The sequence below is a fragment of the Amycolatopsis tolypomycina genome, from assembly GCF_900105945.1.
GTDB classification, from domain to species: domain Bacteria; phylum Actinomycetota; class Actinomycetes; order Mycobacteriales; family Pseudonocardiaceae; genus Amycolatopsis; species Amycolatopsis tolypomycina.
This window is the reverse complement of record NZ_FNSO01000004.1, coordinates 3017052-3043759: the sequence shown is the minus strand read 5'-3', so window position 1 is coordinate 3043759 and position 26708 is coordinate 3017052. Positions and strand designations below refer to the sequence as shown.

The 26708-nt window shown below is 73.0% G+C and carries 24 protein-coding genes; 8 read left to right on the top strand and 16 right to left on the bottom strand.

Annotated elements, in window-relative coordinates:
• Positions 1–16: 16 nt before the first annotated feature.
• The 8 genes from BLW76_RS23990 to BLW76_RS48685 form a co-directional block, all read right to left on the bottom strand.
• The gene (locus BLW76_RS23990) at positions 17–1213 is read right to left on the bottom strand and encodes a phthiocerol/phthiodiolone dimycocerosyl transferase family protein (RefSeq protein WP_091311165.1); all 1197 of its coding nucleotides are present in this window, start codon (positions 1211–1213) and stop codon (positions 17–19) included.
• The gene (locus tag BLW76_RS23985) at positions 1204–3189 is read right to left on the bottom strand and encodes a CocE/NonD family hydrolase (protein ID WP_167384708.1); all 1986 of its coding nucleotides are present in this window, start codon (positions 3187–3189) and stop codon (positions 1204–1206) included. The genes BLW76_RS23990 and BLW76_RS23985 overlap by 10 nt, the downstream gene beginning before the upstream one ends.
• Complete coding sequence (locus tag BLW76_RS23980) at positions 3186–4196, bottom strand: 3-oxoacyl-ACP synthase III family protein (protein ID WP_091311163.1); 1011 nt, start codon at positions 4194–4196, stop codon at positions 3186–3188. The genes BLW76_RS23985 and BLW76_RS23980 overlap by 4 nt, the downstream gene beginning before the upstream one ends.
• Positions 4197–4206: 10 nt before the next feature.
• Positions 4207–4425, bottom strand: a complete 219-nt coding sequence (locus BLW76_RS48690) for a DUF5988 family protein (protein WP_279627694.1) — start codon at positions 4423–4425, stop codon at positions 4207–4209.
• Positions 4426–4444: 19 nt separating this feature from the next.
• Positions 4445–5224, bottom strand: coding sequence for an ABC transporter permease (locus BLW76_RS23975; protein ID WP_091311160.1), 780 nt, complete (start codon positions 5222–5224; stop codon positions 4445–4447).
• Between the two features lie 124 nt (positions 5225–5348).
• Entirely contained in the window at positions 5349–6308 is a 960-nt protein-coding gene (locus tag BLW76_RS23970) for an ATP-binding cassette domain-containing protein (RefSeq protein WP_208613557.1), read from the bottom strand.
• A gap of 186 nt (positions 6309–6494) precedes the next feature.
• Positions 6495–7412 carry an AraC family transcriptional regulator gene (locus BLW76_RS23965; RefSeq protein WP_167384706.1) on the bottom strand — a complete coding sequence of 306 codons (918 nt, stop codon included), beginning with the start codon at positions 7410–7412 and terminating at the stop codon, positions 6495–6497.
• A gap of 275 nt (positions 7413–7687) precedes the next feature.
• Entirely contained in the window at positions 7688–8311 is a 624-nt protein-coding gene (locus BLW76_RS48685; protein ID WP_167384705.1) for a helix-turn-helix transcriptional regulator, read from the bottom strand.
• Positions 8312–8603: 292 nt separating this feature from the next.
• On the opposite strand from BLW76_RS48685, the gene BLW76_RS23955 reads away from it, so the two are divergent.
• Positions 8604–9407, top strand: coding sequence for an SAM-dependent methyltransferase (locus BLW76_RS23955; RefSeq protein WP_091311154.1), 804 nt, complete (start codon positions 8604–8606; stop codon positions 9405–9407).
• Here BLW76_RS23955 and BLW76_RS23950 read toward each other — a convergent pair.
• Genes BLW76_RS23950 through BLW76_RS23940 form a run of 3 tightly spaced genes read right to left on the bottom strand, consistent with a single transcriptional unit; the run spans position 9404 to position 11459 of the window.
• A complete protein-coding gene (locus tag BLW76_RS23950; protein WP_091311152.1) occupies positions 9404–9751 on the bottom strand; it encodes a ClpX C4-type zinc finger protein in 348 nt (115 codons plus the stop codon). The two genes, BLW76_RS23955 and BLW76_RS23950, sit on opposite strands and share 4 nt — an antisense overlap.
• Before the next feature lie 41 nt (positions 9752–9792).
• A complete protein-coding gene (locus BLW76_RS23945) occupies positions 9793–10179 on the bottom strand; it encodes a hypothetical protein (protein ID WP_167384704.1) in 387 nt (128 codons plus the stop codon).
• A 56-nt stretch (positions 10180–10235) separates the two neighbouring features.
• The gene (locus BLW76_RS23940; RefSeq protein ID WP_167384703.1) at positions 10236–11459 is read right to left on the bottom strand and encodes a GDSL-type esterase/lipase family protein; all 1224 of its coding nucleotides are present in this window, start codon (positions 11457–11459) and stop codon (positions 10236–10238) included.
• A 128-nt stretch (positions 11460–11587) separates the two neighbouring features.
• On the opposite strand from BLW76_RS23940, the gene BLW76_RS23935 reads away from it, so the two are divergent.
• Complete coding sequence (locus tag BLW76_RS23935; RefSeq protein ID WP_091319778.1) at positions 11588–11827, top strand: hypothetical protein; 240 nt, start codon at positions 11588–11590, stop codon at positions 11825–11827.
• Positions 11828–11863: 36 nt separating this feature from the next.
• Entirely contained in the window at positions 11864–12679 is an 816-nt protein-coding gene (locus BLW76_RS23930) for a DinB family protein (RefSeq protein ID WP_091311146.1), read from the top strand.
• Here the strand turns inward: BLW76_RS23930 and BLW76_RS23925 are convergent.
• The 3 genes from BLW76_RS23925 to BLW76_RS23915 form a co-directional block, all read right to left on the bottom strand.
• Entirely contained in the window at positions 12634–13422 is a 789-nt protein-coding gene (locus BLW76_RS23925) for a GH25 family lysozyme (protein ID WP_091311144.1), read from the bottom strand. The two genes, BLW76_RS23930 and BLW76_RS23925, sit on opposite strands and share 46 nt — an antisense overlap.
• A gap of 92 nt (positions 13423–13514) precedes the next feature.
• A complete protein-coding gene (locus tag BLW76_RS23920) occupies positions 13515–14945 on the bottom strand; it encodes a radical SAM protein (RefSeq protein ID WP_091311142.1) in 1431 nt (476 codons plus the stop codon).
• Positions 14945–17524 carry a glycosyltransferase gene (locus BLW76_RS23915; RefSeq protein WP_244170283.1) on the bottom strand — a complete coding sequence of 860 codons (2580 nt, stop codon included), beginning with the start codon at positions 17522–17524 and terminating at the stop codon, positions 14945–14947. Before BLW76_RS23915 ends, BLW76_RS23920 begins: the two co-directional genes overlap by 1 nt.
• Positions 17525–17644: 120 nt before the next feature.
• On the opposite strand from BLW76_RS23915, the gene BLW76_RS23910 reads away from it, so the two are divergent.
• The 5 genes from BLW76_RS23910 to BLW76_RS23890 all read left to right on the top strand — a co-directional run bounded on the left by BLW76_RS23910 (position 17645) and on the right by BLW76_RS23890 (position 24959).
• The gene (locus tag BLW76_RS23910) at positions 17645–18739 is read left to right on the top strand and encodes a sensor histidine kinase (protein WP_091319776.1); all 1095 of its coding nucleotides are present in this window, start codon (positions 17645–17647) and stop codon (positions 18737–18739) included.
• Positions 18736–19389 (top strand): response regulator, encoded by a 654-nt coding sequence (locus tag BLW76_RS23905; protein WP_091311138.1) that lies wholly within the window; start codon positions 18736–18738, stop codon positions 19387–19389. The genes BLW76_RS23910 and BLW76_RS23905 overlap by 4 nt, the downstream gene beginning before the upstream one ends.
• 88 nt (positions 19390–19477) lie before the next feature.
• The gene (locus tag BLW76_RS23900; RefSeq protein WP_091311137.1) at positions 19478–19867 is read left to right on the top strand and encodes a hypothetical protein; all 390 of its coding nucleotides are present in this window, start codon (positions 19478–19480) and stop codon (positions 19865–19867) included.
• A 2-nt stretch (positions 19868–19869) separates the two neighbouring features.
• A complete protein-coding gene (locus tag BLW76_RS23895; protein WP_091311134.1) occupies positions 19870–21177 on the top strand; it encodes a DJ-1/PfpI family protein in 1308 nt (435 codons plus the stop codon).
• A gap of 134 nt (positions 21178–21311) precedes the next feature.
• Entirely contained in the window at positions 21312–24959 is a 3648-nt protein-coding gene (locus tag BLW76_RS23890; RefSeq protein ID WP_091311133.1) for a family 78 glycoside hydrolase catalytic domain, read from the top strand.
• On the opposite strand, the gene BLW76_RS23885 is transcribed toward BLW76_RS23890, so the two are convergent.
• Both BLW76_RS23885 and BLW76_RS23880 read right to left on the bottom strand, forming a co-directional pair.
• Positions 24943–26247, bottom strand: coding sequence for a cytochrome P450 (locus BLW76_RS23885; RefSeq protein ID WP_091311130.1), 1305 nt, complete (start codon positions 26245–26247; stop codon positions 24943–24945). The two genes, BLW76_RS23890 and BLW76_RS23885, sit on opposite strands and share 17 nt — an antisense overlap.
• 40 nt (positions 26248–26287) lie before the next feature.
• Positions 26288–26632 carry a hypothetical protein gene (locus BLW76_RS23880; RefSeq protein WP_091311128.1) on the bottom strand — a complete coding sequence of 115 codons (345 nt, stop codon included), beginning with the start codon at positions 26630–26632 and terminating at the stop codon, positions 26288–26290.
• Between the last annotated feature and the right edge of the window lie 76 nt (positions 26633–26708).

Sequence of the window (26708 nt, the reverse complement as noted above, 5' to 3'; positions counted from 1 at the left end):
TTGGCGAGGCCCGTGCTCAGGCCGAAGCGCCGATGATCAGCAGCTGTTCGTGGAGCTCGCGGACGATCCGGTCGACGTCGCCGCGGGTGAAGAAGCGGTCGGTGAAGATGTGCAGCACCGTCAGCCGGTCGCGGTAGGTCGAGACGTAGTAGCCGGGGAAGAACGTGTCGCCGACGGTGTCGAGGATGTGCAGCTCGGTGAACTCCAGCCCGGGCGGCGCCGGGAACTCCGCCACCACGCCGAGGTTGCTGATCAGCGCGTAGGACAGGTTGCGGCCCAACGTGTCCGCCATCGGCGCCGCCTCCCGGACGCCTTCTCCGCCGGCGAGGACCTCGTCCATCCGGGCCTTCACCTCGCGGCCGACGAGGACCGGGCTCAGCCGCGGCGACACGCCCGTCTCGGCCACGTACGACATCATGAAGTTGGTCGTCTCCAGCTCGCCCACCGGCGGGTCGACGCGGCGGCGGAAGTCCACCGGCGACACGCAGTACATCGGCACGGCCTCCCGGCCGCCCGCCAGCACGCGCTGGGCGAGCAGGATCGCGCCGGCCACCAGGCCGTGCACCGTCGTCTCGTACCGGCGGGCCGCCCGCTTGAGCCACTGCGTCTCCTCGGCCGAAAGCCGGAGGTAGCCGCTGAACAGGCCCGCCGCCGGACCCGACGGCTCGGGCGGGACCGCGGAGTGGAACAGCCGCCGGTCGTACGGGATCAGCCCGAGCCGCTCGTGGAAGAGCGCGGCAGGCGGCGCGGGCAGGGCCGTGCCCGGCTCGCTGACCGGTTCGTCCCCCGACGCCAACGCCGTGAACACCCGCAGCAGCTCGCGGAAGGTGCCGAGCCACGCGTTCGCGTCGGTGATCGAGTGGTCCGTGCGCAGGGCGACGTACCTGTGCCCGTCCCCCTGGACGAGCACGAGGTCGGCGACCCCGGCCGTGGCGTCCCACGGCAGCCCGGTGATCCGCGCGAGCGCGTCCGGGCCGTCCGGCAGGACGATCAGCTCCGGTTCGTGCTCGGGGGACACCGCCAGCACGGCTTCGGGCGAGGTCCCGCGGATCCGCCCCCGCAGCACCGGGTGCGCCAGGCACAGGTGCCGGAACGCGCGGGCCAGCACGGCGGCGTCCAGCTCGCCTTCGTACTCCGCGGCCATGATCACCACCCGGTCGAGGTGGGCCAGCTCCAGGTAGTTCAGCGGACGTTCGAGCCCGGTCAGGTCCATTTCCACTCCCGCGTGAAGAACTGCGTGCCGTTGACGAGCACCTCGGCCGTGACGGCGGCGTCCGCCGACCCCATGTCGATGCCGGCGCGGACGACGACCCGGTCGCCGCCGGCGGTTTCGGCGGTCTTCTCCCCCGTCGCCGTCATGCGCGCGCCCGCCGGGTGGTGTTCGGGCACGCCGAGGGCCACCTGCGTGGTCATCGCGAGGAAGTCCCGGTCGTCGCCGGGCACCCGAATCCGGTCGCGCTTCTCCACGGTCAGCCGGACCGCCGCACGGAGGTGGTCGCGGGCGATCTCCCAGCGGTCGTCGACCGGACCCGCCGGGCCGCGCCGGGCCGGCGGCGGGACCACGACGTCGGTGAGCGCGCCGGGGTCGGCGGCGGGCAAGCTCACCGTCGTGGCGTGGTGGCCTTCGTACTCTTCGGCGGCGAGGCCGACGTAGTCGCCGGGCCCGCGGATCACGCGGACGCCCAGCACCCCGGGCTCCCCGGCCGGCCACAGCCGCGGGATGTCGGCCTCGGCCACGACCAGCCGCACCCGATGGCCGGTGGCGACCTGGTAGCACGTCGGGTCGAGCTGCACCAGGACAACGTCTTCGCGGCGGGCCAGGTCCACCGTGCCCGAGGCGATCAGCAGCGAGCGGTCCTGTTCGTCGACGTCGGTCACCTTGAGCACGCACCGGGTCGCGGTGGTGCCGGGACCGAGCAGCAGCCGCACGGAAGGACGGCCGGCGATCAGCAGCGGCTCCGGCAGCGGCGCGCTGGTGAACGCGAGTGTCCGGGCGTCGTCGTCGTGCTGGTCCAGCGGGTAGCCGAAGCGGTCCGTCGGGTGCTTGGTGAGGCCGCTCAGCGCGCCGACGGTCGGGTCGCCCCGGCCGGTGACCGTGGCGGCCGCCGACGGACGGCCGCCCGGCGCGGACCGGTAGAGGTGCCCCGAGCGGGAGGCGACGAAGACGTGGTCGGCCTTCTTCTCCGGCGGCCACTGCGCGGCCCGGACCCACCGGGAACCCGCACCCTGGACGAAGAACGTCGCGGTCCGCTCGCGAGTGCCCGCCCGCGGCGCCCGGCCGTGCAGCCAGCGGTCCCACCACGCGCAGGCGAGCACGGCCGACGGAAACGGCGCGACCGCGGCCACGTCGGGGAACGTGTGCAGCCACGGGCCGGCGATCAGCTGTTTGGGTGCCCGGATCTGCTGGTAGGCGGCAATCATCCCCTCGCAGAACAAGTCACGCCAGCCCGCGACGCACAACGACGGCACGGTGATCCGCCGCGCGTCGATCCGCCGCTGCGCCCACACCTCGTGCCCGGGCGGGTGCTCCCACGCGTCGGCGAACCACGGCTCGAACTTCTCCAGCCGTTCCTTCCACACGCGCTCGTAGTTCTCGCGGTCGCCGTCGCGCAGCGGGGGCAGCAGCGCGCAGAAGATGTGGTACAAGCTCAGGTGCCCGAACATCCCGATCCCGCCGCGCAACCCGGCCGGGTGCACCAGGTCGCGTTCGACGTCGGTCCAGCCCATCACCGGGAAGATCGCCTTCAGCGCGGGCGGGCGCTCGGCCGCGACGGCGAGCGTCGTCATCCCGCCGTGGGACAGGCCCCACATCCCGGCCCGGCCGGTGCACCACGGCTGCGCGGCGGCCCACTCGACCACCGACACGCCGTCGGCGACCTCCCCCGGGCTCAGCAGCGGCCGCGGCGTCCCCTCGGACGTCCCGATGCCGAAGCAGTCCACGTAGAGCACCGCGTAGCCGCGTTCGGCGAAGTACCGCAGGTAGCGGCTCGCCGCGATGCCGCCGAGGCCGTCCTTGCGTCCGGTGTGGAGGGTCACCAGCACCGGCACGCGGTGGGCCGTCTTCGGCAGGTAGAGGTCGGCACCGAGGGTGAGCCCCGGCTCGCTGGACGGGATCCGGACGTCGCCGCGGAACTCGACGTCGTGACGCGGCGGGCGCGAGCGCGGCACCCGCACCGGGGGCCGGTTCACCGGGCCTCCGCGGGCTTGCGCGGCCGCGTCCACCGCAGTGTGGCCCCGCCCCAGCTCATCCCGCCGCCGAAGGCCACGAGCAGGACGACGTCGTCGTCGAACAGCCGCCCGGAGCGGACGGCGTCGTCGAGGGTGATCGGGACCGAGGCCGCGCCGGTGTTGCCGTAGCGCCCGACGGTCAGGTGCATCTGCTCCGGGCGCAGGTCGAGGGTGCCGGCGAGTTCCTCCAGCATCCGGCCGTTCGCCTGGTGCGGCACGATGAGGTCGATCTCCGACACCTCGAGCTCCGCCGCCTTCGCGACGTCGACGACGAGCTCGGGCAGCACCCGGGAGGCGAGGTCGCGGACCTGCCTGCCGCGCATGGCGAAGTAGTGCTCGCCCGCGGCGATGGTGGCCGCGCTCGCCGGGCGGCGGCTGCCGCCACCGGGCACGGTGACGTAGTCGGCCGTCGTCCCGTCCGAGCCCAGCGCGCTCGACAGCAGCCCGCGGCCGCCGCCGCGCTTGCCGAGCACGACCGCGCCCGCCCCGTCGCCGAAGAGCACGCAGGTGCGGCGGTCCTCGTAGTTCAGGATGCGCGAGTAGGTGTCCGCGCCGATGACGAGGGCATTGCGGGGCAAGGGATCCGCCTCGAGCAGCGCGTGCGCGGTGACCAGGGCGTAGACGAACCCGCTGCACACCGAGTCGACGTCGAAGGCCGCCGCGCGCATCGCGCCGAGGTTGGCCTGGACCGCGCAGGCGGTGGCCGGGATCGGCTGGTCGGGCGTCGAGGTGGCGACGATCAGCAGGTCGATGTCCGTGGCGGCGAGGTTCGCCGCGCGCAGGGCGTGTTCGGCGGCCCGGGTGGCCAGGTCGGACGTCGCTTCGTCCGGCGCCGCGACCCGGCGCTCGGCGATCCGGGTCTTGTCGAAGATCCACTGTTCGCCGAGGCCGAGGCGGCGGCCGAGCTCGGCGCTGGTGAGGACGGTCTCCGGCAGGTAGGAGCCGGTTCCGAGGATGGCGGTGTTCATGGGCGCCCTTCTATTCCGCGAATTTCGTCCGGTCGCACCAGACGAAGACGGCGCCGTCTTCCGGTACTCCGCTGAGGTCTTCCAAGGGGACGAAGTGCTCGTATCCCGCCAGGTACGGGATCTTCAGCCGGTCCGCGGCCAGCTCGGCGCGGCGGACGAGCACGGTTTCGGGCATTCCGTCGGGTGCTCCCTTCAAGGTCACTTCCACGGTCGGCTCGGCTGAGCCCATGGCCGGTTTCACCTCTCCGTCATCCGACGCGCCGGTGGTAGGCGCGGATCGCCAGGGGGAAGAACACGAGCAGCACTCCGGCGGACCAGGCCAGCGCGCCGGTGAGCGGGCCCGCGACCGGGCCGCCGCCCAGCAGGCCGCGCACGACGTCCGCGAGCAGGCTCACCGGGTTGACGCCGGACCAGGCCCGCAGCCAGCCCGGCATGGTCGCGGCGGGCACGAAGACGGTGCTCGCGAACACCATCGGCATGAACAGCGCGACGGCCGTGCCCTGCACCGCGTCCCGGTCGCGCAGCACCATGCCGAGGAACACGGTGACCCAGCAGAAGCACAGCCCGGCGGCCACCAGGATCGCCGTCGCGGCCAGGACCCCGAGCGGCCCGGTCCCGACGCGGTAGCCGAGGACGGCACCCGCCGCGAGCAGCACGGCGATGGCGACCAGGTAGCGGACCGCGCCGGCCAGGACCACGCCGGTCAGCGGCGCCGAGCGGGCGATGGGCATGCTGCGGAACCGGTCGAACACGCCGCTGCCCGCGTCGGCGTTCAGCCCGACCCCGGCCGAGAGGGTGGCCATCAGCACGCTCGGCACCATCAGCCCGGGGACGAGGTCCCGCAGGTAGGCGTCCGGGCTGCCGGCGATCGCGCCGCCGAAGAGGTAGCCGAACATGACGAGGAACAGCAGCGGCTGCACGGTCACGTCGACCAGGTGCTCGGGGTTGCGGCGGATCTTGCGCACGCCCCGGCCGGCGAGGATCAGCCCGTGGCGGAGGGCCTGGGTGGGTGCGACCCGGCTGTTCATCGGGAACTCCTCTCCGGCGGCGGCTCGTGCGCGCGCCGCACCGGTTTGGTGGGCGACACCCGGCCGCTCATCGGAAACTCCGCCCCCGGCGCCGGGAACCCACCCGCATCCCGCACCCGGCCGCTCATCCCGCGCTCCCGGCGCGCGCCGCGGGGACCTCCGCCGGTTTTCCGGTCAGCGCCAGGAAGACCTCGTCCAGGCTGGGCAGCCGCAGGCCCAGCTCGGCCACCGCCAACCCCGCCTGGTCCAGCTTGCGGACCAGCGCCGACAGCACCATCGGGTCGGGGGCGGGCGCGGTGAGCAGGCCGCCGGCGACGTCGCGGGCCGGGGTGGTGCCGGTCACCCGGCCCAGGACTCGGGCCGTTGCGTCCAGGTCCGCGGCCAGCGCCGGCCGGACCTGGACCGTACGGCCGCCGATGCGCCGCTTGAGCTCGGCGGGGGTGCCGTCGGCCACGACGCGGCCGGCGTCGAACACCGTCACGCGGTCGGCGAGCCGGTCGGCCTCCTCCAGGTACTGCGTGGTGAGCAGCACCGTGACGCCGTCGGTCACCAGCTCCCGGACCACCTGCCACAGTTCGCGCCGCACGTGCGGGTCCAGGCCGGTGGTCGGTTCGTCGAGGCAGAGCACCCGCGGCGCACCGACCAGGCCGGCGGCCAGGTCGAGCCGGCGGCGCATGCCGCCGGAGTACGTCGACGCGGGCCGGGCGGCGGCCGGTCCGAGCTCGAAGCGCTCGAGCAGGTCCGCCGCCCGGTCCCGCGCCGCGGAGCGGGACAGCCCCAGCAGGCGGCCGAACAGCACCAGGTTCTCCGTGCCCGTCAGGTCCCCGTCGACGGACGCGTACTGGCCGGTGAGGCCGAGCAGCGCGCGAACCCGCGCCGGTTCGCGCGTCACGTCGAGGCCCCCGACCCGGACCAGGCCCTCGTCCGGCCGCAGGAGCGTGGCCAGTACCCGGACCATGGTCGTCTTCCCGGCGCCGTTCGGCCCGAGCACGCCGACCACCGTGCCCGCCTCGACGGCGAACCCGACCCGGTCGAGCGCTGTGGTCCGCCCGAACCGTTTGACCAGGTTCTCCACGCGGATCATCGGCGGCACTTTCCCTCCTTCGCGTACTCTCTTTTTCCTGCCGGGGCGAATTTCCCGCCCGGAGTCCATGATTCCGCGGCCGCTGGCATCGCCGACATCCGAAAACCGAACGATTCTCCCCAGCCTGGGAAGGGCACGAAAAAGGCCGGGCACCCGAAGGTGCCCGGCCCGTTTTCCGGCCGGAATTCAGCGGCGCAGCGTTTGCGACGGCCGTTCCCCGAACCGCTGCTGGTAGCGCGCGGCGAAGTGCCCCGCGTGCAGGAAACCCCATTCCGCCGCGATCTCGGTCACCGTGACGGCGTCCGACTGGGCCGCCCGCAACTGGTCGCGCACCCCGCGGAGGCGGATCTCGCGCAGGTACTCCATCGGCCCCATCTTGAGGTGCTTGCGGAAGCCCAGCTGCAGGGACCGCTCGGTGACGTCGGCCTCCCGCGCCAGGCTGGCTGTCGTGTGCTGCCACTTGGGGTGGTTGTCGATCCACTCCAGTGCGATGCTCACCGCGCGGGTCGGCGCCGCGGGCACCTCGCCGTCGAGCATCCTGGTGTAGTTGCTGGGCTGCCCCAGCAACAGCGCGGTGACCAGCGTGCGCTCGAACATCTCCGCGACCGCCCGCCGCTCGAGCAGCGAGCCGGGCCGCTCGAGCTCGGTGACCAGCATCCGCAGGCCGCGCAGCCAGCTCAGGCCGTTGCCCGAGCCCACGGCCATCGCCGGCGCGAACCGCAGCGGCCGGCGCAGCGGCGCGCCGAGCAGGTCGCTCAGCCGGGCCTCCAGCCCGGTGCGCTCCAGCCGCACGACCAGTTGCGCGCAGTCCCCCGGCCAGCGCAGCGCCACCGGGTCGCCCGGCGAGAGCACCGCGGCCGTCGCGGTGCTCAGCGCCACCCGGTCGGCGCCGCAGCGCGCCTCCGCTTCGCCCGCCAGCGGGACGAACACGGTGAAGAACGATTCGGCGGGCCTCGACGTGAACCACACCGTTCCGCCGTAGGTGAGGGCGCTGACCGACAAATCGCGCAACCGCGCGTAGTGCATTCGCGCGTTCAGCCGCGGGTCGCCACCGAGCACCCGGAGGGTGTGCGGTGCCCAAACCCGGCTCACTTCGTCGCGCACATGATTCGGGTCACAAGAACGGAAGAGCTCGTAACGCGCGAGCGGCAATCCCGACGCGGAGCCGTCTTCCCTGGACAACACCGACCTCCGTCCCTATTCAGCGAATTCTTCCGGACCCCGAAGACACTGCAGCCGCTTCGGCCGCTTCGTCGCGCCTCCCCGGTACTCCGGGCGCCACGGCCGGGGCCGCGAAAGCGGGACCGCACCGACCGGCGCACATCGTATGGCCGCGGCCGCGGCGGCCGCATCGGTCGAAAGAACGAATTTCGACGATTTCACACGATGCCGAGATCGCGGGCGAAGGCGGCCAGCTGGGTGCGGCTGCGCAGGTCCAGCCGGGCCAGCATCCGGGACACGTGGGTCTTGACCGTCGACTGGCTCAGCCCGAGTTCCGCCGCCACCTCGAGGTTCGAGCAGCCCTGCGCGACGAGCCGGACCACACTCAGTTCCCGCTCGGTCAGCGGGATCCGCGGCGGCTCCCGCAGCCGGTGCGGTTCCCGGGTGCGGACTTCGTCGAGCAGCTCGCCGACCGCGACCGGGGCCAGCCAGCCGCCGCCGGCCGCGACCGCGCGGACCACCGCCACCCACGGGGAGCCGCCGCTGTCCACGACATAGCCGCGCACCCCCGCCTTCGCCGCGAGCACCACGTCACCGGGGTGGTAGGCACCGGCCAGCAGCACGACGGCGGGCGGGCGGGCGGCGCCGGTGACGGCTGTGACGTCCCCGGTGCCGAGCACGTCCCGGTCGAGGACCACCACCGACGGTGCGAACTCGTCGAGCGCGGTGACGACGTCACCCCAGGTCTCCGGCGTCCGGTGCCGCACCTCGATGTCCGCCTCCCCGGCGAGCTGACGGCCGATGCGGCCCGGGCAGGACAGGACCAGCAGGACACGGATCACGACCCGCCGTCCCCCGCACGGCAGTCCGGTCGGCAGTGGTTCGGACCTGTGGTCCCGATCAAGCCGCGTCACCTCCGGGGTGGTTCGTCGATGTCGGCGGAAAGTAGCGCAGCGGCGACGGAGCGCACCAGCGGCACACCGTCGATCTTCGTCCCATCCGCGCACATCACCGGTTCGCCGGAGCGCGGGTGCGCCGTCCGGTTCACCCGCGGCTGGCAAAAGGCGGAACGCGGCACGCCGGTCCGGCGCCGCTAAAGTGGTTGCGGTCACGGCAATAGACGAGGGGACGAGGGTGAGCGACCAGGAAGGAGCGGACTGGATCCCGCCCGGCGCGGACCTGTCCCGGCCCAGCGCCGCGCGCATCTACGACTACCTCCTCGGCGGGGCGCACAACCTCGCGCCCGATCGGGCGGTGGCGCAGCAGCTGCAGGCGATCCAGCCGCAGGTGGCGAGCGTGGCCCGCCGGAACCGGGCGTTCCTGCGGCGGGCCGTGCGGTTCCTGCTCGAGCAGGGCGTCCGGCAGTTCCTCGACCTCGGTTCCGGGATCCCGACCGTCGGCAACGTGCACGAGGTCGCCCAGGCCGTCGATCCGGGCGCCAGGGTGGTGTACGTCGACTACGAGCCGGTGGCCGTGGCGCACAGCCGCATGCTGCTCAAGGACAACCCGAACGCGGCGGCCCTGGAAGCCGACGCCACCGACGTCGAAGGCGTCCTGGCGTCCGCGGAGGTGACGCGCCTGCTGGACCTGCGCCGGCCGGTCGGGCTGCTCGCGATCACCCTCGGGCACTACCTGCCGGAGGTCCGCGGGGTGTTCGCCGGCTACCGGGCCGCGCTCGTGCCCGGCAGTTACCTCGCGCTGACCCACTTGACCAACGACTTCGCCGTGTTGAGCGATCCGCGCGTGGCCGAGACGATGCGCGGCACGCAGGACCACATCCACCCGCGCACCCGCGACGAAGTGCTGGCGTTGTTCGAGGGGTTCGAGCTGGTCGAGCCGGGGCTGACGACGTCGGCCAACTGGCGGCCGGACCGGCTGGCCGCGGTCGTCGATCCCGAAGAGGACGGTCTCTACGCCGGGGTGGGCGCCAAGCGCTAGGCGAACCGCTCCCAGGCCGACTGGCGGGTCATGCCGAGCGCCTCGCCGATCTGGGACCACGTGCCGCCCAGCGCGCGGGCCTTGCCCACCCAGGCAGCCAGGTTCTCCTGCACCTGGCTGCTCGCCGCCGACACCGGGGCGAGGTTCTGCAGCACCTGTTCGAGGGGGATGTCGTGCTCCCACGGGGCGATCATCGGCGCGTCCGCCGGCTTGCCTTCGATCACCGTCACGCACAGCCGGACGCAGCCGTCGCAGATGAACACGCCGGGGCCGCCGACCAGCACCTCCACGTCCGTGTTCGGCTTGGCGCAGAAGGAACACCGGGCGATCACCGCAGTACTCATGCCAGACCTCCTCGCACCAGACCTCCCTGTCAGGCCTGACCTTACAGACGTAAGGGAGCACCTGACAAGAGGAAGGCCGCGGTCCACTCGGCGAGCTCCGTCAGCCGGACGGTCAGCTCCTCGATCTCCGCCCAGCGGCGGTGTTCCCGTTCCAGGTCGGGCACCAGCGAGTCCTCCACCAGCAGCAGGAGCGTCGCGATTTCGTAGCCGACGTCGGCGAGCTGCAGGAACGGCCGGTACTCCGCTTCGGTGCCCGTCCCGTGCCGGGCGGCCCAGTCGCGGGCGCCGTGGCCCGCGGTCCGGCACACGGCCACCACCGTGCGCCGGAGATCGCCGCGCCGGGAGCCGGGCTGCCCCTCGGCGAGCGGGGCGACGTTCCAGGCCACCGACAGCAGGCAGCACCCGGCGTCGTCCATCGAGTCGTTCATCACCGGACGTACTCTGGTGACCGGCACGCACAGTCCCGCCGGTCCGACTCGCCGAGTCACCTCATCGTGTGGAATTCCGGCCCGGATCGGGTGAGCATCGGCAGCGAGACGAAGTCGGCGAGGGCCTGCTGACCGGCGGCGTTGGCGTGGATGCCGTCGCCGTTGTCGTAGGCCGGGAGGATGCTGTTGGGCCGCAGCGGATCGGCCAGCACCGTGTCGAAGTCCACCACACCGGAACACGTGCCGCCGCAGGTGTTCCAGCGCTTGACGAACAGCGCGACCTCGTGCCGGGCCAGGTTCGCCGGGTCGCCGTAGCCCGGCCGGGGCGTGATCGGCGTGACGTACACCGGGATCCCGGCCGCCCGCAGCCGCGCGAACACCGCGCGGTAGCTGTCGAGGATCGCCGTCGCGCCGCAGCCGTAGGCCAGGTCGTTGGTGCCGTAGTAGTAGATGACGGCCGTGACGCCGTGCAGGGCCAGGACGTCCCGGTCCAGCCTGCTCGCCGCGTCCAGGCCCGCGACCTGCGGCGGCAGCCCGGGACACGCCGGGGCGCTCGTCGTGCCGGACACACCGGCGTTGGCGACGGCGAGCGGCGTGCCCGCGGCGACGATCCGCCGGGCCAGGTCGTCGGTCCACCGCCGGTTCGCGCCGGGCGGGCTGCCGATGCCGTCGACGACCGAGCTGCCGAACGGGACGACGACACCGCGCAAAGCCGTGTTGTGCACGTCGACGGCGCTGACAACGTAGGTGGACCCCACCGTGGCGGTGAAGGCGGCGCCCGCGAGATCGCCGGTGTGGTCGCCCGAGCCCGGCGGCGTGAGGTAGTTGTCGCGCAGGGCCGCGCCGTGGCGGCCGGGCACGGCGGTGCCCTCGACCGCCATGCTCACCGCGAGGTCGGAGTCCGGGCGCGTCACGAGCCTGGTCTCGTCGCTCCAGATCTCGGCGCCCGCGGGAATCGTGACGGCCCGGCGGCCGCCGAAGCTGAGGTCACGAGCACCCGTGACGGCGGCGCCGCCCGCGCTCGGCCCGGCGGTGGCGTGCCCGATGGTCAGCGGCCCGGTGCCGAAGGTGTTCTGGAACCGGACGCGCACGGCGTCGCCGCCCTGGCCGAGGTGGGTGATCATCCGCAGCGTCTGCCCGGTCACCGCGGTTTCGGCGCGGCCGTCCTGCGACTGCGCCCACGACGTGAACCACGAGCGCCCGGCCCCGACGGCGCCCGGCGCGGAGCCGACGACGGCCGCGGCGACGCACACCACGGCGAGCAAGGCGATCCTGCGCACGACGCCTCCCGAGTCCACAAAGGACAGCCGACGAAGACTCCCCCGCCGATGGTAGGCAGGCGATCACGGAGGCGACAAGGATTTGTCCGTTCTTGTCAGCGACGGCGGTTTTCGGTTCGATGGCGGACATGACCGCACCCCGCATCTTCGGCGATCCGTACGAGACCCCGGACGGGACCACGGTGATCCCGGTCCACCGGCCGGTCGGGGTGTTCGCCGTCCGCGACGGCCAGGCGAAGTGGGAGCCCGCGGTGGACGCCACGCGCGTCGCGCTGCTGGGCGTGGGCGTCGGGCTGGTCGCCGCGGCCCTCACCGGGATCGCGATGGTGCACCGGCCGCCGTGGCCGGACCTGCGCGGCCGGCGCTGACGCAAGCCGGTCGAGACGAGGGGAGAGACTGCTCCGATGGTTTCCGAGTACGCCGGGAGCGACCAGTTCCGCGGCGCCCGTGTCCACCTGTGCGACCTCACGGGTCTCGAGATCCGCGACTGCGAGGTGAGCGGCCTGAAGATCGTCGACTGCTACGGCGGCGAGGTCTCCCTCGGCGGTGACTTCGAGCGCGTCGTGGTCAACGACGTCGACGTGACGGCCTACGTCGAAGCCGAGCTGGATCGACGGCACCCCGTGCGGGTGCTGGCGCGGAATGCGGCTTCTCCCGGGGAGTACCGGGCAGCCTGGGACGCCGTCGAGACGCTGTGGAGCGCGACGCTCGAGCGGGCGAGGCGGCTGCCCGAGGCCGCCCTGCACGAACGGGTCGACGGCGAGTGGTCGTTCGTCGAGACGCACCGGCACCTGCTGTTCGCCGCCGATGCCTGGCTCGGCAACGCCGTGCTCGAGGAGGCAGCGCCGTACCACCCGCTGGGCTTCCCCGCCGGGGGAATGCCGCCGGAGGAGTCGGCGAAGCTCGGCCTCACCGTCGGAGCCAAGCCGACGCTCGACGAGGTGCTCGCGCCGCGGCTCGCCCGGATGGCCGCGATGCGGCGAGTCGTCGACGGTCTCACCGAGGACGCGCTCGACCGGGTGTGCGGCCGCAAGCCGGCCGACCCGTATCCCGAACAGGAGTACGTCGTGCGCCGCTGCCTCAAGGTGGTGCTGAAGGAAGAGGCCGAGCACCACCGGTACGCGGTCCGGGACCTCGGGGTGCTCGAGGCCGGTCTGCTCGAGGCCGGCCGGCGTCAGCCCTTCGCCAGCGCCTGTACCCGGCCGATCGGGCCGTTGTAGTAGTTCTGGTCGCCCGGCAGGCCGCCGCCGCGGGCGAACTGCCAGATGCTCTGCTTCGCCCAGCCCGCCGGCAGCTCGCCGATCTGCGGGGCGTACCGCGCCAGCCACAGCGGGTTCGTGTCGCCGAACCGGTTCGTGTTGCCCGTGCAGCGTTTCCACCACGTCGTGCTCGTGTAGATCAGCGCGCTGCGCTTGACCTTCGCCAGGTAGGTGCGGGTGAAGTCGGTGATCCACGCCGTCATGTCCGCCGGGCTCTTGCCGTAGCAGGCGTCGCCGTACGGGTTGTACTCGACGTCGAGGGCGCCGGGCAGCGTGGTGCCGTCCGCGCGCCAGCCGCCGCCGTGGGCGATGAAGTACTCGGCCTGCGCCGCGCCGCCCGAGATGTCGGGGCGGGCGAAGTGGTAGGCGCCGCGGATGATGCCGGCCGCGTGGGCGCCGTCGTACTGCTGGCCGAACTGCGGGTTGACGAACCCGGTGCCCTCGGTCGCCTTGACGTAGCTGAACTTCGCCCCGGCGCCGGCCGCGGCGGCCCAGTCGACCGGGCCCTGGTGCCCGCTGACGTCGTGCCCGAGCGTCTGCCCGACGGCTTCGGCGCGGGGTGTGCCTTGGACGCCTTCGTGGCGCGCGATCTGCGTGCCCGCGTAGTTCTCGCCCGCCATCGAGTAGTCGGCTCGGGCAGGCGGCGCCAGCACCACGGCCGCGAACACCGCCAGTACGGCCGCGCTCGCCACGGTTCGGTTCATCCGGGCTCCGATCTCGGGATGAGCAGATCCGGAGCCCATGCTGCCCGCTTCGCGCGTTCCCCGCGCGCATGTGTCACCCGATGCAGTGATCTTCAGAGTTCGGTCGTGATGATCGCCTCCACGAGCACTTCCCCGGCCGGGGTCAGCTCGACGACGTCCGGGCCGAGCCGGACGAGGCCTCGCGAAGCCAGCGAACGGAATTTGCCCAGCCACGGTTCCGCGAACAGCGAGCGTCCCGGAAAGCGCTCGCGGTGCAGGGAGTCCCGCAGCGGCTGCAACGTCGTCAGCGCCATCTTGACCGCGCGCGCCTCCTGCGCCTCGGGCGTGAACCGCGTCGCCGAGCCCAGCGGGATCCCGCCGGACAGCACGGTTTCGGTGTAGCGGCGGGAGTTGACGTCGGTGATCGCCTCGGACGCCCGGCAGCTCGAGCTCCCGCCGAGCCCGATCGCCACCTCGGCCTCCTGCTTGTCCTGGTCGACCATGATGGACTTCCACTTCTCCGGCCCGAGGCCGTCGCGGGCGAAGTACATCGTCGGGTGCTCGGTGTACCCGGCCGCGCGCAGGCCGTCGGTGAGCAGCTCCCGCATCTGGTACTGCTCGCCGAGCGTGGGCCAGCGGTGGCCGTCGCGCACCAGCTTGTCCCGGTAGGACGGCAGCTGCCAGGCCGCCGGTTTTTCGCCGGTGACGCCGGTGCGGGTGTCGCTGTAGGACGCCAGGTGCAGCTTCGTGCACACCACCGCCGTGACTTCGTTCTCCAGCACGACGTCGAGGTCGCGGCGAACGCTGTCGAGGCTCTGGTCCAGCAGGCCGTACATGAGGTCGATGCTGACCCACTCGAAGCCCAGCGAACGAGCGTTGCGAACGAAGTCGACGCACATCTGCGCGGTGTGCTCACGGCCGCACAGCCGCAGGACGTGGTCGTCGAACGACTGGACGCCGCTGGACAGCTTGGTGCAGCCCAGTTCCCGCAGCAGCTCGAGCTTGGCCGGGGTGAACGTGCTGGGGTCGCCCTCGAACCGGATCGTCGTGTCCGGGGTGAACCCGAAGTTCGCCCGGTAGAACTCCAGCAGGCGGCGGATCTCGGGCTCCGGCAGCAGCGACGGCGTGCCGCCGAAGACGTTGAACTCCCCCACCTCGGCGCCGCGCAGGTTCGGCACGGCGTCGAGCCACAGCTGTGCTTCGGCGATGTTGAGGTCGACCCAGTCCGCCGCCTTCTCCATCTTCCCTTTGACCAGCACGACCGGGTACTGGCAGAACCGGCAGCGGTAGGCGCAGGTCGGGATGTAGGACCACAGGTGGATCGGGCCGCTGGACGCGAGCTGCGCGTCCAGGTCGGCCAGGAACTCCGCCGGCGTGCCGGGGACGTTGCCGGGGAACACGTGCGCGCCGAACGGGTCCTCCTGCACGAAGTCCAGCAGGTGCCGGTTCTCGGGTGCTTCGAGGACGTCGAGCACGGCCGGCCGCGGCCACGCCGGGTCGATCGTGTGCAGCGAGCCGATCGCCGCTTCGTAGCCCAGGCTCATCAGAACACCCCTCCGTTGCCGAAGTAGTTGTGGGCTTCGCCCGACTCGCGGTCTTCGCAGTAGTAGCGGACGAACTCCGCGAACCGCTCGGCCGGCACCTCCGCCAGGCACGGCGGCAGCGGCGGCGGATACCCGATGTCTTCGCCGACGTGCCGGCGCAGGCACGCGAACAGGTCGTCGGCGAACTCGAAGTACAGCCGGTACGACGGCGTCTTGTAGGCGTGGATCGGGGTGAAGTCGACGACGCGCATCTCGTGCCGGATCTCGGCGATCCGCCGGGCCAGCCGCGCGGCGAGGTCGGGCCCGAAGAAGGCGATGACGGCGTCGTCCTCCAGCAGCGCGGGGGTCAGCAGCACCGGCAGGATGGTGTTCTTCGGCGTGAAGTCCTTGATCGAGAACTCCCACGCCTGCTGCGCCTCCGCCTCGGTGAGGTCGGTGGGCTCCGAAGGCGCCGACGGCCGAATGTCCCGCATGACGATGATCCCGTCCGAGCCGTACGCGCGGCCGGCGATGACCTCGTCGATGGCGTGGTCGACGCGCCGCGGGTTGATCTCGACGCGCGAGCGCGGCGCGTAGGTGATCGGGTCGCCGCCGTTGGCGACCTTGATCCCGAAGTCCCAGTCGTCGGAGAGGTGGTTGACGAACTTGCCGTCCTGCAGCTGGTAGAAGATCTCGATGCCGCCCGCGCGCTCGTAAGCGTCGCGCTCGACGGCGAAGCCCTTGCCGTCGGGGAAGCCGCCGAAGAGCGCGAAGGTGACAGCGCGGCACCGCAGGGTCTTCTGGATCGCGTCCCACAGCCGCGGCCGGCCGGTGAAGTGCTCGGCGTTGTAGTAGTAGTCGCAGACGCCGATGGCGGCCTTGGACGTCTCCATCGCGTCCAGGAGCTCGCTCAGCCAGTGCGGGTCGACCCGGCAGTCCGCGTCGGCGGAGACCAGGTAGAACCGCTCCCCCGGGTCGCCGTCGGGCCGGTTGCGGCTGCGGGCCGCCGCGAAGTCCATCCCGGCCCGCCGCGCGCACGAAACGCCCTGCTCGGGTTCGTGGATGACGTGCAGCGCCAGGTCCGGGTGCGCGGCCGCGAAGGCCTGCGCGATGGCCACGGTGTCGTCGGTGGAGTTGTTGTCGACGAGCACGACCTCGTAGCGGCTCTTGTCCAGGGGCGCGTCGCCGTCGCGCTGGTCGTGCAGCGTCCGCAGCACCTCCGGCAGGTTCGCGGCTTCGTTGTAGACCGGCAGCACGACGCTCAGCCGCGTCGCCGCGCCCATCGGCGGCGGGTACAGCCGGTCGACCAGGTCGTCGACCACCCGTGCGCCGAACCGCGCCTGCCCGAGTTCCGAGTTCACCCGCACCACTTCCGCCCGTTTCCCTTCGTCGGTGATCAGCTCGGCGACTTCGCGCGCGAACGCCGCGTCCGGCAGGTCGCGGACCCGGATGTCCAGCACCGGGGCCAGGAAGCGGCCGTAGACGACGTCGTAGAGCTCGTAGCCGCTGGTGATGTACGGCGTCCCGGAGGCGATCGCCTCGCTGACCGGGTTGCCGTAGCTCTCGTAGTCGTAGGAGGTCAGGAACGACACGACCGTCGCGTGCGCGAGCAGGTCGCGCACGGAGTACCGGCCGGGGACGGCGGTGTCGTACGGGGTCAGCCAGCCGCCGAACACCACGCGCTCGCGCACGCCGAGGTCTTCGGCCAGCTCGACGAGCCGCGCGTGCTCGGTGGGCGTCTCGTCGACGTCGCCGGCGACGAACAGCCACGCGTCCGGCAGCAGGGCGAGCAGGTGGAGGTCCCGGTCGATGCGCTTCTGCGGGATGATCCGGGTGATCCGCGCCAGCAGCGGGACGTCCTCGGGGATGCCGTGGTCACGCCGGAAGGCCGCGTTGCGCTCGTCGACCCGCGCCGGGGCGATGGCGAAGGAGTTGGGCAGGACGTCGATGTTCGCCAGCCCCGGCACCCAGTCGAGGGTCCGCGCCTTCGCCTGCTCGTGCAGGGCGAAGTAGTGGATGTGCGGCGAGTTCCGCGGCGCGGGGACACCGGGGTACGGGAACGTGCCGTACTTGGCGATGCCGGGCTCGCTCTGCCACATCAGGTCGTGGTCGCGCCAGAACACGAACCGGCCGAGCCGGTGGCGGGCGCCGTAGCGGTCGATCGCGGTGTACAGCGCCTCGGTGTAGGCGAGGTTTTCCGGCAGGGTCCCGTTTTCCACCATCACCACAGTGACGCCGAGGCGCTCCCAGGTGGCCACGATCCGGTCCGCCAGTTCGCCGGCGACCCGGTCGATCTCGGGCCGCAGTGTCTCGTCGCCCCCCTGCACGACGTCGCGGAGGACCCGCTCGACGAACTCGCGGTCATACCCGCGGATCCCCTCGACGCCGTCGACGCGGTCGAGGCTCACCCACTCCGGGAACAGCTGGGCCTCGTCGCGGTAGGGGCGGAAGAACGCCCCCTTGTCGGCCTTGATGTCGTAGCCGAGGTCCAGGTGGACGCGGTGCCCGCGAGCGGCGAAGCGGTGCGCCGTCTTGAGGAACTCGACCACGACCCCGGACAGCGGAGTGGCGTCGAAGGACACGCCCCAGAGCACTGACATCGATGTCAAACCCCCGAATCGGCTTGGCCGTCGATCCCAGCGTAAGCGCCGGGATGTCGAACGGCCGTGTGAACGCGTTCGTGGTTGACCGCGGGCCGCGGCACCCTCCAGAGTGACCGCATGAACCGGGCCCTCGGGGTGCTGACCTGCGGCGCCCTCCTCTCGATCGTGCTCGGGGTCCTCGGCTCCGGGGAACCCCGGCTCGCGCTCGCGCTCGGCGCGGTCTTCGCCGCCCTCGCGACGGCGGGGTTCGGCTGGGTGCGGGCCCGCGAACACCTGGCGTGGAGCGCGGCCTACGTCGCGGTCCAGCTGCCGCTGGCCTTCGTGCTCTTCACGATCGACGCCGGGGTCGGGACGACGCTGTTCCTCGTCGTGCTCGTCAGCCAGTGCGTGCTGCTGCGCCTGCCGCGGCCGGCGATCGCGCTCGTCATCGCGGTGGTCCCGCTGGTGCACCTCGGGATGTCGCTGGGCGAAGGTCTGCGGGAAGGCATCGGGACGCTCATCTCGGTGCTGTTCGCCGCGATCATCACCGAACTGCTGCTGCGGGAACAGCGTTCGCGCCGCGAACTCGCCGAGGCGCACGCGAAACTCCGCGACTACGCCGCCCAGGCGGAGCGGCTCGCGACCGCCCAGGAGCGCAACCGGGTCGCGCGCGACATCCACGACGGGCTCGGGCATTCGCTGACCGTCGTCCAGATGCAGGTGAAGGCCGCGCGGGCGGTGCTGCCGACCGATCCCGGCAAGGCCGACGAGGTGCTGGCCAAGGCCCAGGACCAGGCCGAAGCCGCGCTCGCGGAGGTGCGCCGCTCGGTGCGGACGCTGCGCGAACCGCGGCCGGTCCCGCCGCTGCCGGAGGCGCTGAAAGCCCTCGCCGAAGAGACGTCGGCGACCGGCGTCACGGCCCGGCTCACGGTGACCGGCACCGAACGCCCGCTCCCGGACGAGCAGCGCGAAGCCCTCTACCGGGCCGCGCAGGAGGGCCTGACGAACGTCCGCAAGCACGCCGGTGCCGCTACGGCGGACGTGGTGCTCGACTACGCCGAGGCGGCGGTCCGGGTCGAGGTCCGCGACGACGGCCGCGGCACCGACGGCGGCGCGTCGGCCGGCTTCGGCCTGGTCGGGCTCCGCGAGCGGGCGGCCCACCTCGGCGGCGAGTTCGCCTTCACCTCGACCCCCGGCGGCGGCAGCGCCCTGACCATGGAGATCCCCGGATGACGCCGGTCCGCGTCCTGCTCGTCGACGACCAGGCCCTGTTCCGCGAAGCCCTCGCCACCCTGCTCGCCACGCACGACGGCATCGACGTCGTCGGCGAGGCGGGCAACGGCGACGAGGCCCTGCGCGAAGCCGCTTCGCTGGCCCCGGACGTCGTCCTGATGGACCTGCGCATGCCGGTCCTCGACGGCGTGGCCGCGACCCGGCGGCTGCGGGTGGAGCGGCCCGGCACCCGGGTCATCGCGCTGACCACCTTCGACGACGACGAAGACGTCTTCGCCGCCCTGCGCGCGGGCGCCGTCGGCTACCTGCTGAAGGACGTCTCGTCGGCGCGCCTGGTCGAGGCGGTGCTCGCCGCGGCCCGCGGGGAGTCCGTGCTGCAGCCGTCGGTCGCGGCGAAGGTCGTCGCGCGGTTCGCGCAGCTGCCGGACGCGCCGGAACCACGGCCCCAGCCGCTGGTGGTGCCGCTGTCGGAGCGCGAGCTCGACGTGCTGCGGCTGCTCGCCGACGGGCGCAGCAACCGCGAGATCGCCACGGCGTTGTTCCTGGCCGAAGGCACGGTCAAGAACCACGTCACGAACGTGCTGGGCAAGCTCGGGGCGCGTGACCGCACCCAGGCCGCCCTGCGGGCGAGGGACCTCGGCCTGCTCTGAACCATGACCTCCGGTCATGACTTCCGGCACCTGGCAGCACGGCGCCCAGGCGGGATTCTCCTTCCAGGAACGAACCTGGAGGGAAACCATGACCACCACCGAAACCCCGCGCACCACCGGCCGCAAGCTCGCCCGGTTCACCGGCCACTACGTCGAAATGGTTGTCGCCATGCTGATCGGCATGGTGGCCCTCGGCCCGCTGTGGCCGTCCGCGTGGCTCGAACGCCCCGACGTCGACGCCCTCGTGATGGCGACGAACATGACCGTCGCCATGGTCCTGGCCATGGTGCTGCGCCGGCACTCGTGGCCGCGGATCGCCGAGATGGCCGCGGTGATGTACCTGCCGTTCGTGGCGCTGCTCGTGCCGTACTGGCTTGGGGCGATCTCCGGCGGCGCACTGATGACCGCCGGTCACGTGATCATGTTCCCGCTGATGCTCGCCGCCATGGTGTGGCGCCGCGCCGAGTACTGGCACTGATCATGCTCAAGCGCCTCGCCTTCGTCCTCGCCGCGGTGGCCGCCGTGCTGGTGGTCCCCGCCGTGGGCGCGACCGTCTCCGCGCTCGGAGCGTTCGACGCCCTCTACGCCGCCGGCCCGCCGCGGCCCGTCCCCGCCGCGGCACCGGTCGCCCACGACCCGGCCAAGCCGACCGCGGTGGTCGTGGTCGGCGACCACGGTGCCGTCGTCTCGGACGCACTCGCCCCCTACGAAATCCTGGCCGCCACCGGCCGGTTCAACGTCTACACCGTCGCGCCGCACCGCGACCCGAAGCCGCTGACCGGCGGCCTCGACCTGGTGCCCGACCTCGATTTCGCCGGTCTCGCCGCCCGGCTCGGCGGGGCGGCGCCCGCCCTCGTCGTCGTGCCCGCGTTCCCGGACGTCGGCGAGCCGAGCACCGAACCGGTCCTCGCCTGGCTGCGGGCCCAGGCCGGGCACGGCTCGAAGCTGCTGAGCGTCTGCAACGGCGGCGCGGTCCTGGCCTCCGCCGGGCTGCTCGACGGGCGGCCGGCCACCGCGCACTGGCTGAAGGTCGACGACTGGGCCGTCGAGTACCCGGCGGTGCGGTGGGTGCGCGGGGAACGGTTCGTCGACGACGGCACCGTCGTCACCACGGCCGGGATCCTCTCCGGCATCGACGGCACGCTGCACTGGGTCGAGCGGCTGGCCGGCCCGCCGGTCGCGGCGGAAGCGGCACGGGCCATCGGCTGGAGCCGGTACGGCACCGCGGTCCCGGTGCACCCGCCGGCCGGGATGCCGGACGCGGCCGCGATCGTCAACGCCGGGTTCCGCTGGAACCCCGACACGATCGGCGTCCTGCTCGCGAACGGCGTCGGCGAGGTCGAGCTCGCGTCGGTGTTCGACACCGAAGGCCAGTCGCTGTCCTCGCGCACGCTCGCCGTGAGCACCGACGGCGGCCCGATCCGGTCCCGGCACGGGCTGACGTTCCTGCCCCGGGCGGCACTCGGTGCGGCGCAGCTCGACCGGCTGCTCGTGCCCGGCGCGACCCGCGGGGTCACGTCGCCGGGCGGACCGGCTCCCGAGTACGTCCACGACCGGCCGGGCTTTCCCTACGACACCGCGGTGAGCGGGCTGTCCCGCCACACCGACGTGGCGACCGCGCAGTGGACGGCGAAGGTCCTCGAGCTGCCCACCGACGGGATCGTCTTCGAAGGCGACGCCTGGCCCTGGCTGCCGACGGCGGTGCCGATCGTGTTGGTGCTGCTGGGTTCCGCGGCGGTCTTCGTGGTCGTGCGGCTGCGGCGGAACCGGCGCCCTGAAACGATTTAGGGAACCACGAGGCCTGGTGGTCCGGGGTACCAGTGGAGTATTGCCCCCGCGTGAGCTTCTGATTACAGTCACCAGGCACGCCGGACTTGAAACGTTCTAAGTCCGGCGCCCGTCCCCGCCGCAAGGGAGCCTGCATGCTGCCCTCGAAGCTCTGGCGCGCCACCACCACGACCCTCGCCGCGGTCCTGGCCCTGTCGGCGGCCGCGGTGCCCCCGGCCGGTGCCGCGCCGCCCCCGGACCTCGCCGGCGCGCACTGGATCTGGTACCCGGAGGGCGACGCCCGGGTCGCCGCGCCGGCCGCGACCCGGTACTTCCGCACGACGTTCACCGTCCCGGCCGGCGCCGTCACCGACGCCCGGCTCGTCCTGACCGGGGACGACACCGCCGACGTGTGGCTCAACGGCAGCCCGCTCGCCTCTTCGGCCCGGACCGCGGACTCGTGGCGGACGGCGCTGCCGGTGGACCTGCGGCCCGCGCTCACCCCCGGCGGCAACACCCTCGCCGTCGCCGTCCGCAACGCGGGCGGCCCGGCCGGGCTGCTGGGCCGGCTGCGGGTCGTGACCGCGGCGGGCACCACCGACCTGACCACCGGTTCCGCCTGGAAGAGCGCGACGACCGCCCCGGCAGGCTGGGAACAACCCGGTTTCGCCGACGGGAGCTGGGCCGCCGCCGCCGACCTCGGCGCGTACGGCACCGCGCCCTGGGGCACCGGCGTCACGACTCCGGGCCCTGCCGACGCCTCGCCGCTGGCGGTCGCGAGCGCGACCGTCGGCAACCGGGTGAACCCGATCGGCGTCGACCAGCCTCGGTTCGGCTGGAAGCTGGCGTCCCCGGCGGCCGGGCAGCGGCAGTCGGCCTACCAGGTCGTGGTGTCCGCGGGCGGGAAGGACGTCTGGGACAGCGGCCGGGTCGCCTCCGCGCAGCAGGCCGACGTCGCCTACGGCGGCCCGGCGCTCGCCTCGCTGACCGACTACACCTGGCGGGTGCGGGTCTGGGACGGCCTGGGCCGGACGAGCGGCTGGAGCGCGGTGCAGCGCTTCGAAACCGCCCTGCGGGCCCCGGCGACCGAGTGGACCGGCGCCTTCCTCGGCCGCGCCACGGCCGGCCCGGATCTCGCCGGCGCGAGCTGGATCTGGTACCCCGAAGGCGATCCGGTCGCCGGCGTGCCGCCGTCGACCCGTTTCTTCCGCAAGACCTTCGCCCTGACGGCGGCTCCGGCGAAGGCCACGATCGTCGTGACCGGGGACGACACCGCGACCCTGTGGGTGAACGGCACCCGCGTCAGCGACTCGCCGCGGGTCCCCGATTCGTGGCAGACGGCCGCGGTCGCCGAGGTCGGCAGCCTGCTGACCGCCGGGACGAACACGATCGCGATCAGCACCGAGAACACCACCCAGAGCCCGGCCGGGACGATCGCGAAGCTGACCGTCCAAGGTGGACCGACAGTGGTCACGGACGGGACGTGGAAGGCGAGCCGGAGCGGCCCGGACGGCTGGCAGCAGGGCACCTTCGACGACGGTTCCTGGCCCGCGGCGCGGGCGCTGACCGCGTACGGCAGCGGTCCCTGGGGCGCAAATGTCGCCGTCAGCGCGCCCGCTCCCCTGCTGCGCAAGAGCTTCACCGTGACGAAGCCGGTCGCGAGCGCGCGGCTGCTGACGACCGCGCTCGGGCTGCAGGAGACCCACCTCAACGGCGTCAAGGTCGGCGCGCAGGTGCTCGCACCCGGCTGGACCGACTACGCGAAACGGGTGCAGTACCGGGTTTCCGACGTCACCGGGCAGCTCCGCACCGGGGAGAACGTCCTCGGCGCGCTGGTGGGCAACGGCTGGTACTCCGGCAGCGTCGGTATCGCCGGGAGCCGGAAGTACGGCACCGAACCGTGGTACTCCGCGCAGCTTCGGCTGACGTTCACCGACGGCACGAGCACCACGATCGCGACCGACGGCACCTGGAAGACCGCCGACGGCCCGATCCGCGCCGACGACCTGTACCAGGGCGAAACCTACGACGCCCGGCTCGCGACCGGCTGGGACCGGCCCGGCTTCGACGACCGCGGCTGGGCGGCGCCCCGCGTCCGCGGCGACGCGAAGCCGAACCTGGTGTCCCAAGTGGACAACGGCGTGACCGTGCAGCAAGAGTTCAAGCCGGTCGCCTGGACCCAGCCGAAGCCCGGGGTGTGGGTGGCCGACCTCGGCCAGAACTTCGGCGGCTGGAACCGGCTGACCGTGGCCGGCCCGGCCGGTACCACGGTCACCATGCGGCACGCGGAGGTGCTGAACCCCGACGGCACGATCTACACCACGAACCTCCGCGCGGCCCAGGCCACCGACCGGTTCACCCTGGCGGGTACCGGCGGGCCCGAGACGTACGAGCCGCGGTTCACCGTGCACGGCTACCGGTACGTCGAGCTGACCGGCCTGCCCTCCGCGCCGACCGCCGCGACCCTGACCGGCCGGGCGATGTGGACCTCCGGTGCGCAGACCGGGACGTTCACGACGTCGGACGCGCTGGTGAACCAGCTGCAGCACAACATCCTGTGGGGTGAGCGCTCGAACATGCTGTCGGTGCCGAGCGACTGCCCGCAGCGCGACGAGCGGCTCGGCTGGACCGGCGACATCGCGATCTTCGCCGGGACGTCGACGTTCAACCTCGACGTCGCCAACTTCCTCGGCAAGTTCAGCGACGACCTCGTGGACGCCCAGCACGACGACGGGTCGTTCACCGACGTCGCCCCGGGCGTGCTCGGCGGTTCGGGCACGGCGGGCTGGGGCGACGCGGGCGTCATCGTGCCGTACACGCTGTGGCAGCGCTACGGCGACACCGGCGTGATCCAGGAGCACTTCGCCGCGATGGTCCGGTGGGTCGAGTACCTGCGCTCGACGTCCGGCGCCGACCTGATCCGCGACCACCAGACGTATGGCGACTGGCTCAACGTCAACGACAACACCGCCCAGGACCTGATTTCGACGGCGTTCTTCGCGTGGTCGTCCCGGCTGGTGTCGCGGATGGCGGCGGCGACCGGCCACGGCGCCGAGGCGGCGCGGTACGGGACGCTCGCCGACCAGGTCGCGGCGGCGTTCACCCGGCGGTTCGTGGCGGCCGACGGCACGATCGGGTCGAACTCCCAGACCGGGTACGTCCTGGCGCTGGCGTTCGGGCTGCTGCCGCCGTCGCTGGCCCAGCCGGCGGCGGACAAGCTGGCGGCCCGCGTCGACGCGGCGGGCGGGCACCTGAGCGTCGGGTTCCTCGGCGTGGAGAACCTGCTGCCGGTGCTGGCGGCGCACGGCCACGCCGACATCGCCTACCGCGTGCTGCTGCAGCCGGGCTTCCCCGGCTGGGGCTACATGATCGGCCGCGGCGCCACGACGATCTGGGAGCGCTGGGACGGCATCAGGCCGGACGGCTCGTTCAACGACCCCGGGATGAACTCGTTCAACCACTACGGCCTGGGCTCGGTGGGCGACTTCCTGTACCGCTCGGTCGGCGGCCTGGCCCCGGCGGCCCCGGGCTACGCGGCGCTGCGGATCGCGCCGGTGCCGGGCGGCGGCCTGACGTCGGCGAGGTCGGCGTACGAGACGCCGTACGGGAACGCGGTCAGCGACTGGTCGATCGCGGCCGGGAAGCTGACGCTGCGGGTGACGGTCCCGGCCGGTTCGTCGGCGACGGTCGTGGTGCCGACGTCCCGGCCGTCGGGGGTCACCGCGCCGGCCGAGGCCGTGCCGTCGGCGCCCGGGACGTACTACCTGCCTGCGGGTTCGTACGTCTTCACGGCGCCGGCGTGAGCTTCAGGTGGAAGTTGTCCAGGGTCGCCGGGAGCGGGCGTTCGGGAGACAGGACCGGTCCTGACGCCTGCTCGTACCGGTGGTCGCGCACCAGGTTCGCCAGCATCGTGCTCGCGCAGAACAGGACCAGGTCGCGGCCCGGGCAGATCGCCGGGCCCGCGCTGAACGGGACGAGGGCCGGGTTCTCGGCCGCGCGGCCGTCGAGCCAGAGGTCCGGGTCGAACCGGTCGGCGTAGGGCAGGTCCGGGTCCCGGTGGAAGAACGGCGTGAAGATCAGCACCGTCGTTCCCGCCGGGCCCCAGGACGTCTCTTCGGTCGTTTCGCGCAGGATCATCGGGGTGGTCGGCCACAGCCGGACGGCGTCCAGCACGCACGCGCGCAGGTAGCTCAGCTGGTGCGGCTGCCCGAGATCGGCGCCGTCGAGCTCCTCGCGGGCGCGGTCCATGGCCGCCGGGTGGCTTGCCAGCAGCGCCAGCGTCCGGTAGGTCGCCATGCCGGCCGCGTCGAAGGCGAACAGCCAGTGCGCCACCTGGTCGGGCGCGGTGTCCTCGCCCGTTTCGGCGATCATCGCGGCGAGGCTGCCGGGCTCGGCGCGGCCGAGGTGGGCGACGAGCCGCTCGCGGAACTGTTCACGGAGCTGCTTGCGCTTCGGGTGCGCGTACGCCCAGTTCGCGTCCAGCCGCAGGCGTTCGAGCTGGTCGGTGAGTTTCGTGTCGTCACGAGCACCGGAGCCCAGCACGACCCGCCGGACCAGGCGCCACCAGGTCACGTTGAAGGTGTCCCAGTCCAGCACCGAGTCCCGCAGGCTAGCGGCCTCCTCGGCGACGGCCCGCGCGAACGGCGTCGCGAGCTCGTGCAGCGGACGGCCGGGTTCGAGCACGGCCTCGGTGAACCGGCGGCGGGCCGGGCGGTCGGCCGCGGCCGAGATCAGCACGCCGTGCGGCTGGAAGTCCCCGAGCGCGGCCCGTTTCTCCACTGTGGACGGACTGAACGGCGTCGGCGCACCGGCCAGCACCCGCTGCACGTCGGCGCCGGACAGGGCAAGGCCGACCGAACGGCCGGGCACGCGCAGCTTCAGCGGGTGCCCGTAGTGGCGATCGTGCAGCCGGCGCAGCAGCCGCACGGCCGGGCGGTCGAACTGCAGCTTCCCGGCCACCGCCATCGCCTTCGGGCGGCGCTTGATGACGCCGCCGGCCAGCGTGGGCAGGGCCACCTCGACCGCGACCCGCAGGGTTTCGGCGACCGAGGCGGTCTCCGGTCGCGTGCGCTGTTCCCGAGTGGACGTCATGCCGCCCGGCTACCCGCGGGCACCGGCCGGGAAACGCCGCTCAGCCGCGCAGGGCGACGTTCAGCACGTCGCCGGCGTGGTCCAGGCAGTCGACGCAGATCACCGCGTCCCGCGCCGCGCAGTCCACCCGCAGCAGGGGGCGCCGCAGCCCCAGGAACGTCCGGCGTTCGCGGCGGCCGCAGAAGTCGCACACCGCGGCCAGCGGCGACGTCACCGCCGCCAGCACGTCGCCCGCGCCGCTCTCCCGGTCGGCGCCGTCGCGCACCACCCGCAGGCCGGCGCGGACGCAGTCCACGCAGATCGGCCCGTTCCGGCCGGGTGCCCGGGGGTCGCGCCGCCTGCCGCAGAACCGGCACGGCCCGCCTGTCCCGTTCGTCGCCGTCACCGCGGCCTCCTCGGTTTCGCCGCTCGCACGCCGGGAATCCGGGCCGCGGCGCGCCTCTTCCCGCCACGCTACTCCC

What these genes read in the sequence shown, in the direction of transcription:
- BLW76_RS23915 (WP_244170283.1), bottom strand. Translation starts at nt 17,524, where the DNA reads ATGTCAGTGCTCTGGGGCGTGTCCTTCGACGCCACTCCGCTGTCCGGG.
- BLW76_RS23905 (WP_091311138.1), top strand. Translation starts at nt 18,736, where the DNA reads ATGACGCCGGTCCGCGTCCTGCTCGTCGACGACCAGGCCCTGTTCCGC.
- BLW76_RS23950 (WP_091311152.1), bottom strand. Translation starts at nt 9,751, where the DNA reads ATGAGTACTGCGGTGATCGCCCGGTGTTCCTTCTGCGCCAAGCCGAAC.
- BLW76_RS23980 (WP_091311163.1), bottom strand. Translation starts at nt 4,196, where the DNA reads ATGAACACCGCCATCCTCGGAACCGGCTCCTACCTGCCGGAGACCGTC.
- BLW76_RS23885 (WP_091311130.1), bottom strand. Translation starts at nt 26,247, where the DNA reads ATGACGTCCACTCGGGAACAGCGCACGCGACCGGAGACCGCCTCGGTC.
- BLW76_RS23970 (WP_208613557.1), bottom strand. Translation starts at nt 6,308, where the DNA reads ATGATCCGCGTGGAGAACCTGGTCAAACGGTTCGGGCGGACCACAGCG.
- BLW76_RS23975 (WP_091311160.1), bottom strand. Translation starts at nt 5,224, where the DNA reads ATGAACAGCCGGGTCGCACCCACCCAGGCCCTCCGCCACGGGCTGATC.
- BLW76_RS23900 (WP_091311137.1), top strand. Translation starts at nt 19,478, where the DNA reads ATGACCACCACCGAAACCCCGCGCACCACCGGCCGCAAGCTCGCCCGG.
- BLW76_RS23890 (WP_091311133.1), top strand. Translation starts at nt 21,312, where the DNA reads ATGCTGCCCTCGAAGCTCTGGCGCGCCACCACCACGACCCTCGCCGCG.
- BLW76_RS23945 (WP_167384704.1), bottom strand. Translation starts at nt 10,179, where the DNA reads ATGAACGACTCGATGGACGACGCCGGGTGCTGCCTGCTGTCGGTGGCC.
- BLW76_RS23930 (WP_091311146.1), top strand. Translation starts at nt 11,864, where the DNA reads ATGGTTTCCGAGTACGCCGGGAGCGACCAGTTCCGCGGCGCCCGTGTC.
- BLW76_RS48690 (WP_279627694.1), bottom strand. Translation starts at nt 4,425, where the DNA reads ATGGGCTCAGCCGAGCCGACCGTGGAAGTGACCTTGAAGGGAGCACCC.
- BLW76_RS23925 (WP_091311144.1), bottom strand. Translation starts at nt 13,422, where the DNA reads ATGAACCGAACCGTGGCGAGCGCGGCCGTACTGGCGGTGTTCGCGGCC.
- BLW76_RS23910 (WP_091319776.1), top strand. Translation starts at nt 17,645, where the DNA reads ATGAACCGGGCCCTCGGGGTGCTGACCTGCGGCGCCCTCCTCTCGATC.
- BLW76_RS23920 (WP_091311142.1), bottom strand. Translation starts at nt 14,945, where the DNA reads ATGAGCCTGGGCTACGAAGCGGCGATCGGCTCGCTGCACACGATCGAC.
- BLW76_RS23990 (WP_091311165.1), bottom strand. Translation starts at nt 1,213, where the DNA reads ATGGACCTGACCGGGCTCGAACGTCCGCTGAACTACCTGGAGCTGGCC.
- BLW76_RS23935 (WP_091319778.1), top strand. Translation starts at nt 11,588, where the DNA reads ATGACCGCACCCCGCATCTTCGGCGATCCGTACGAGACCCCGGACGGG.
- BLW76_RS23895 (WP_091311134.1), top strand. Translation starts at nt 19,870, where the DNA reads ATGCTCAAGCGCCTCGCCTTCGTCCTCGCCGCGGTGGCCGCCGTGCTG.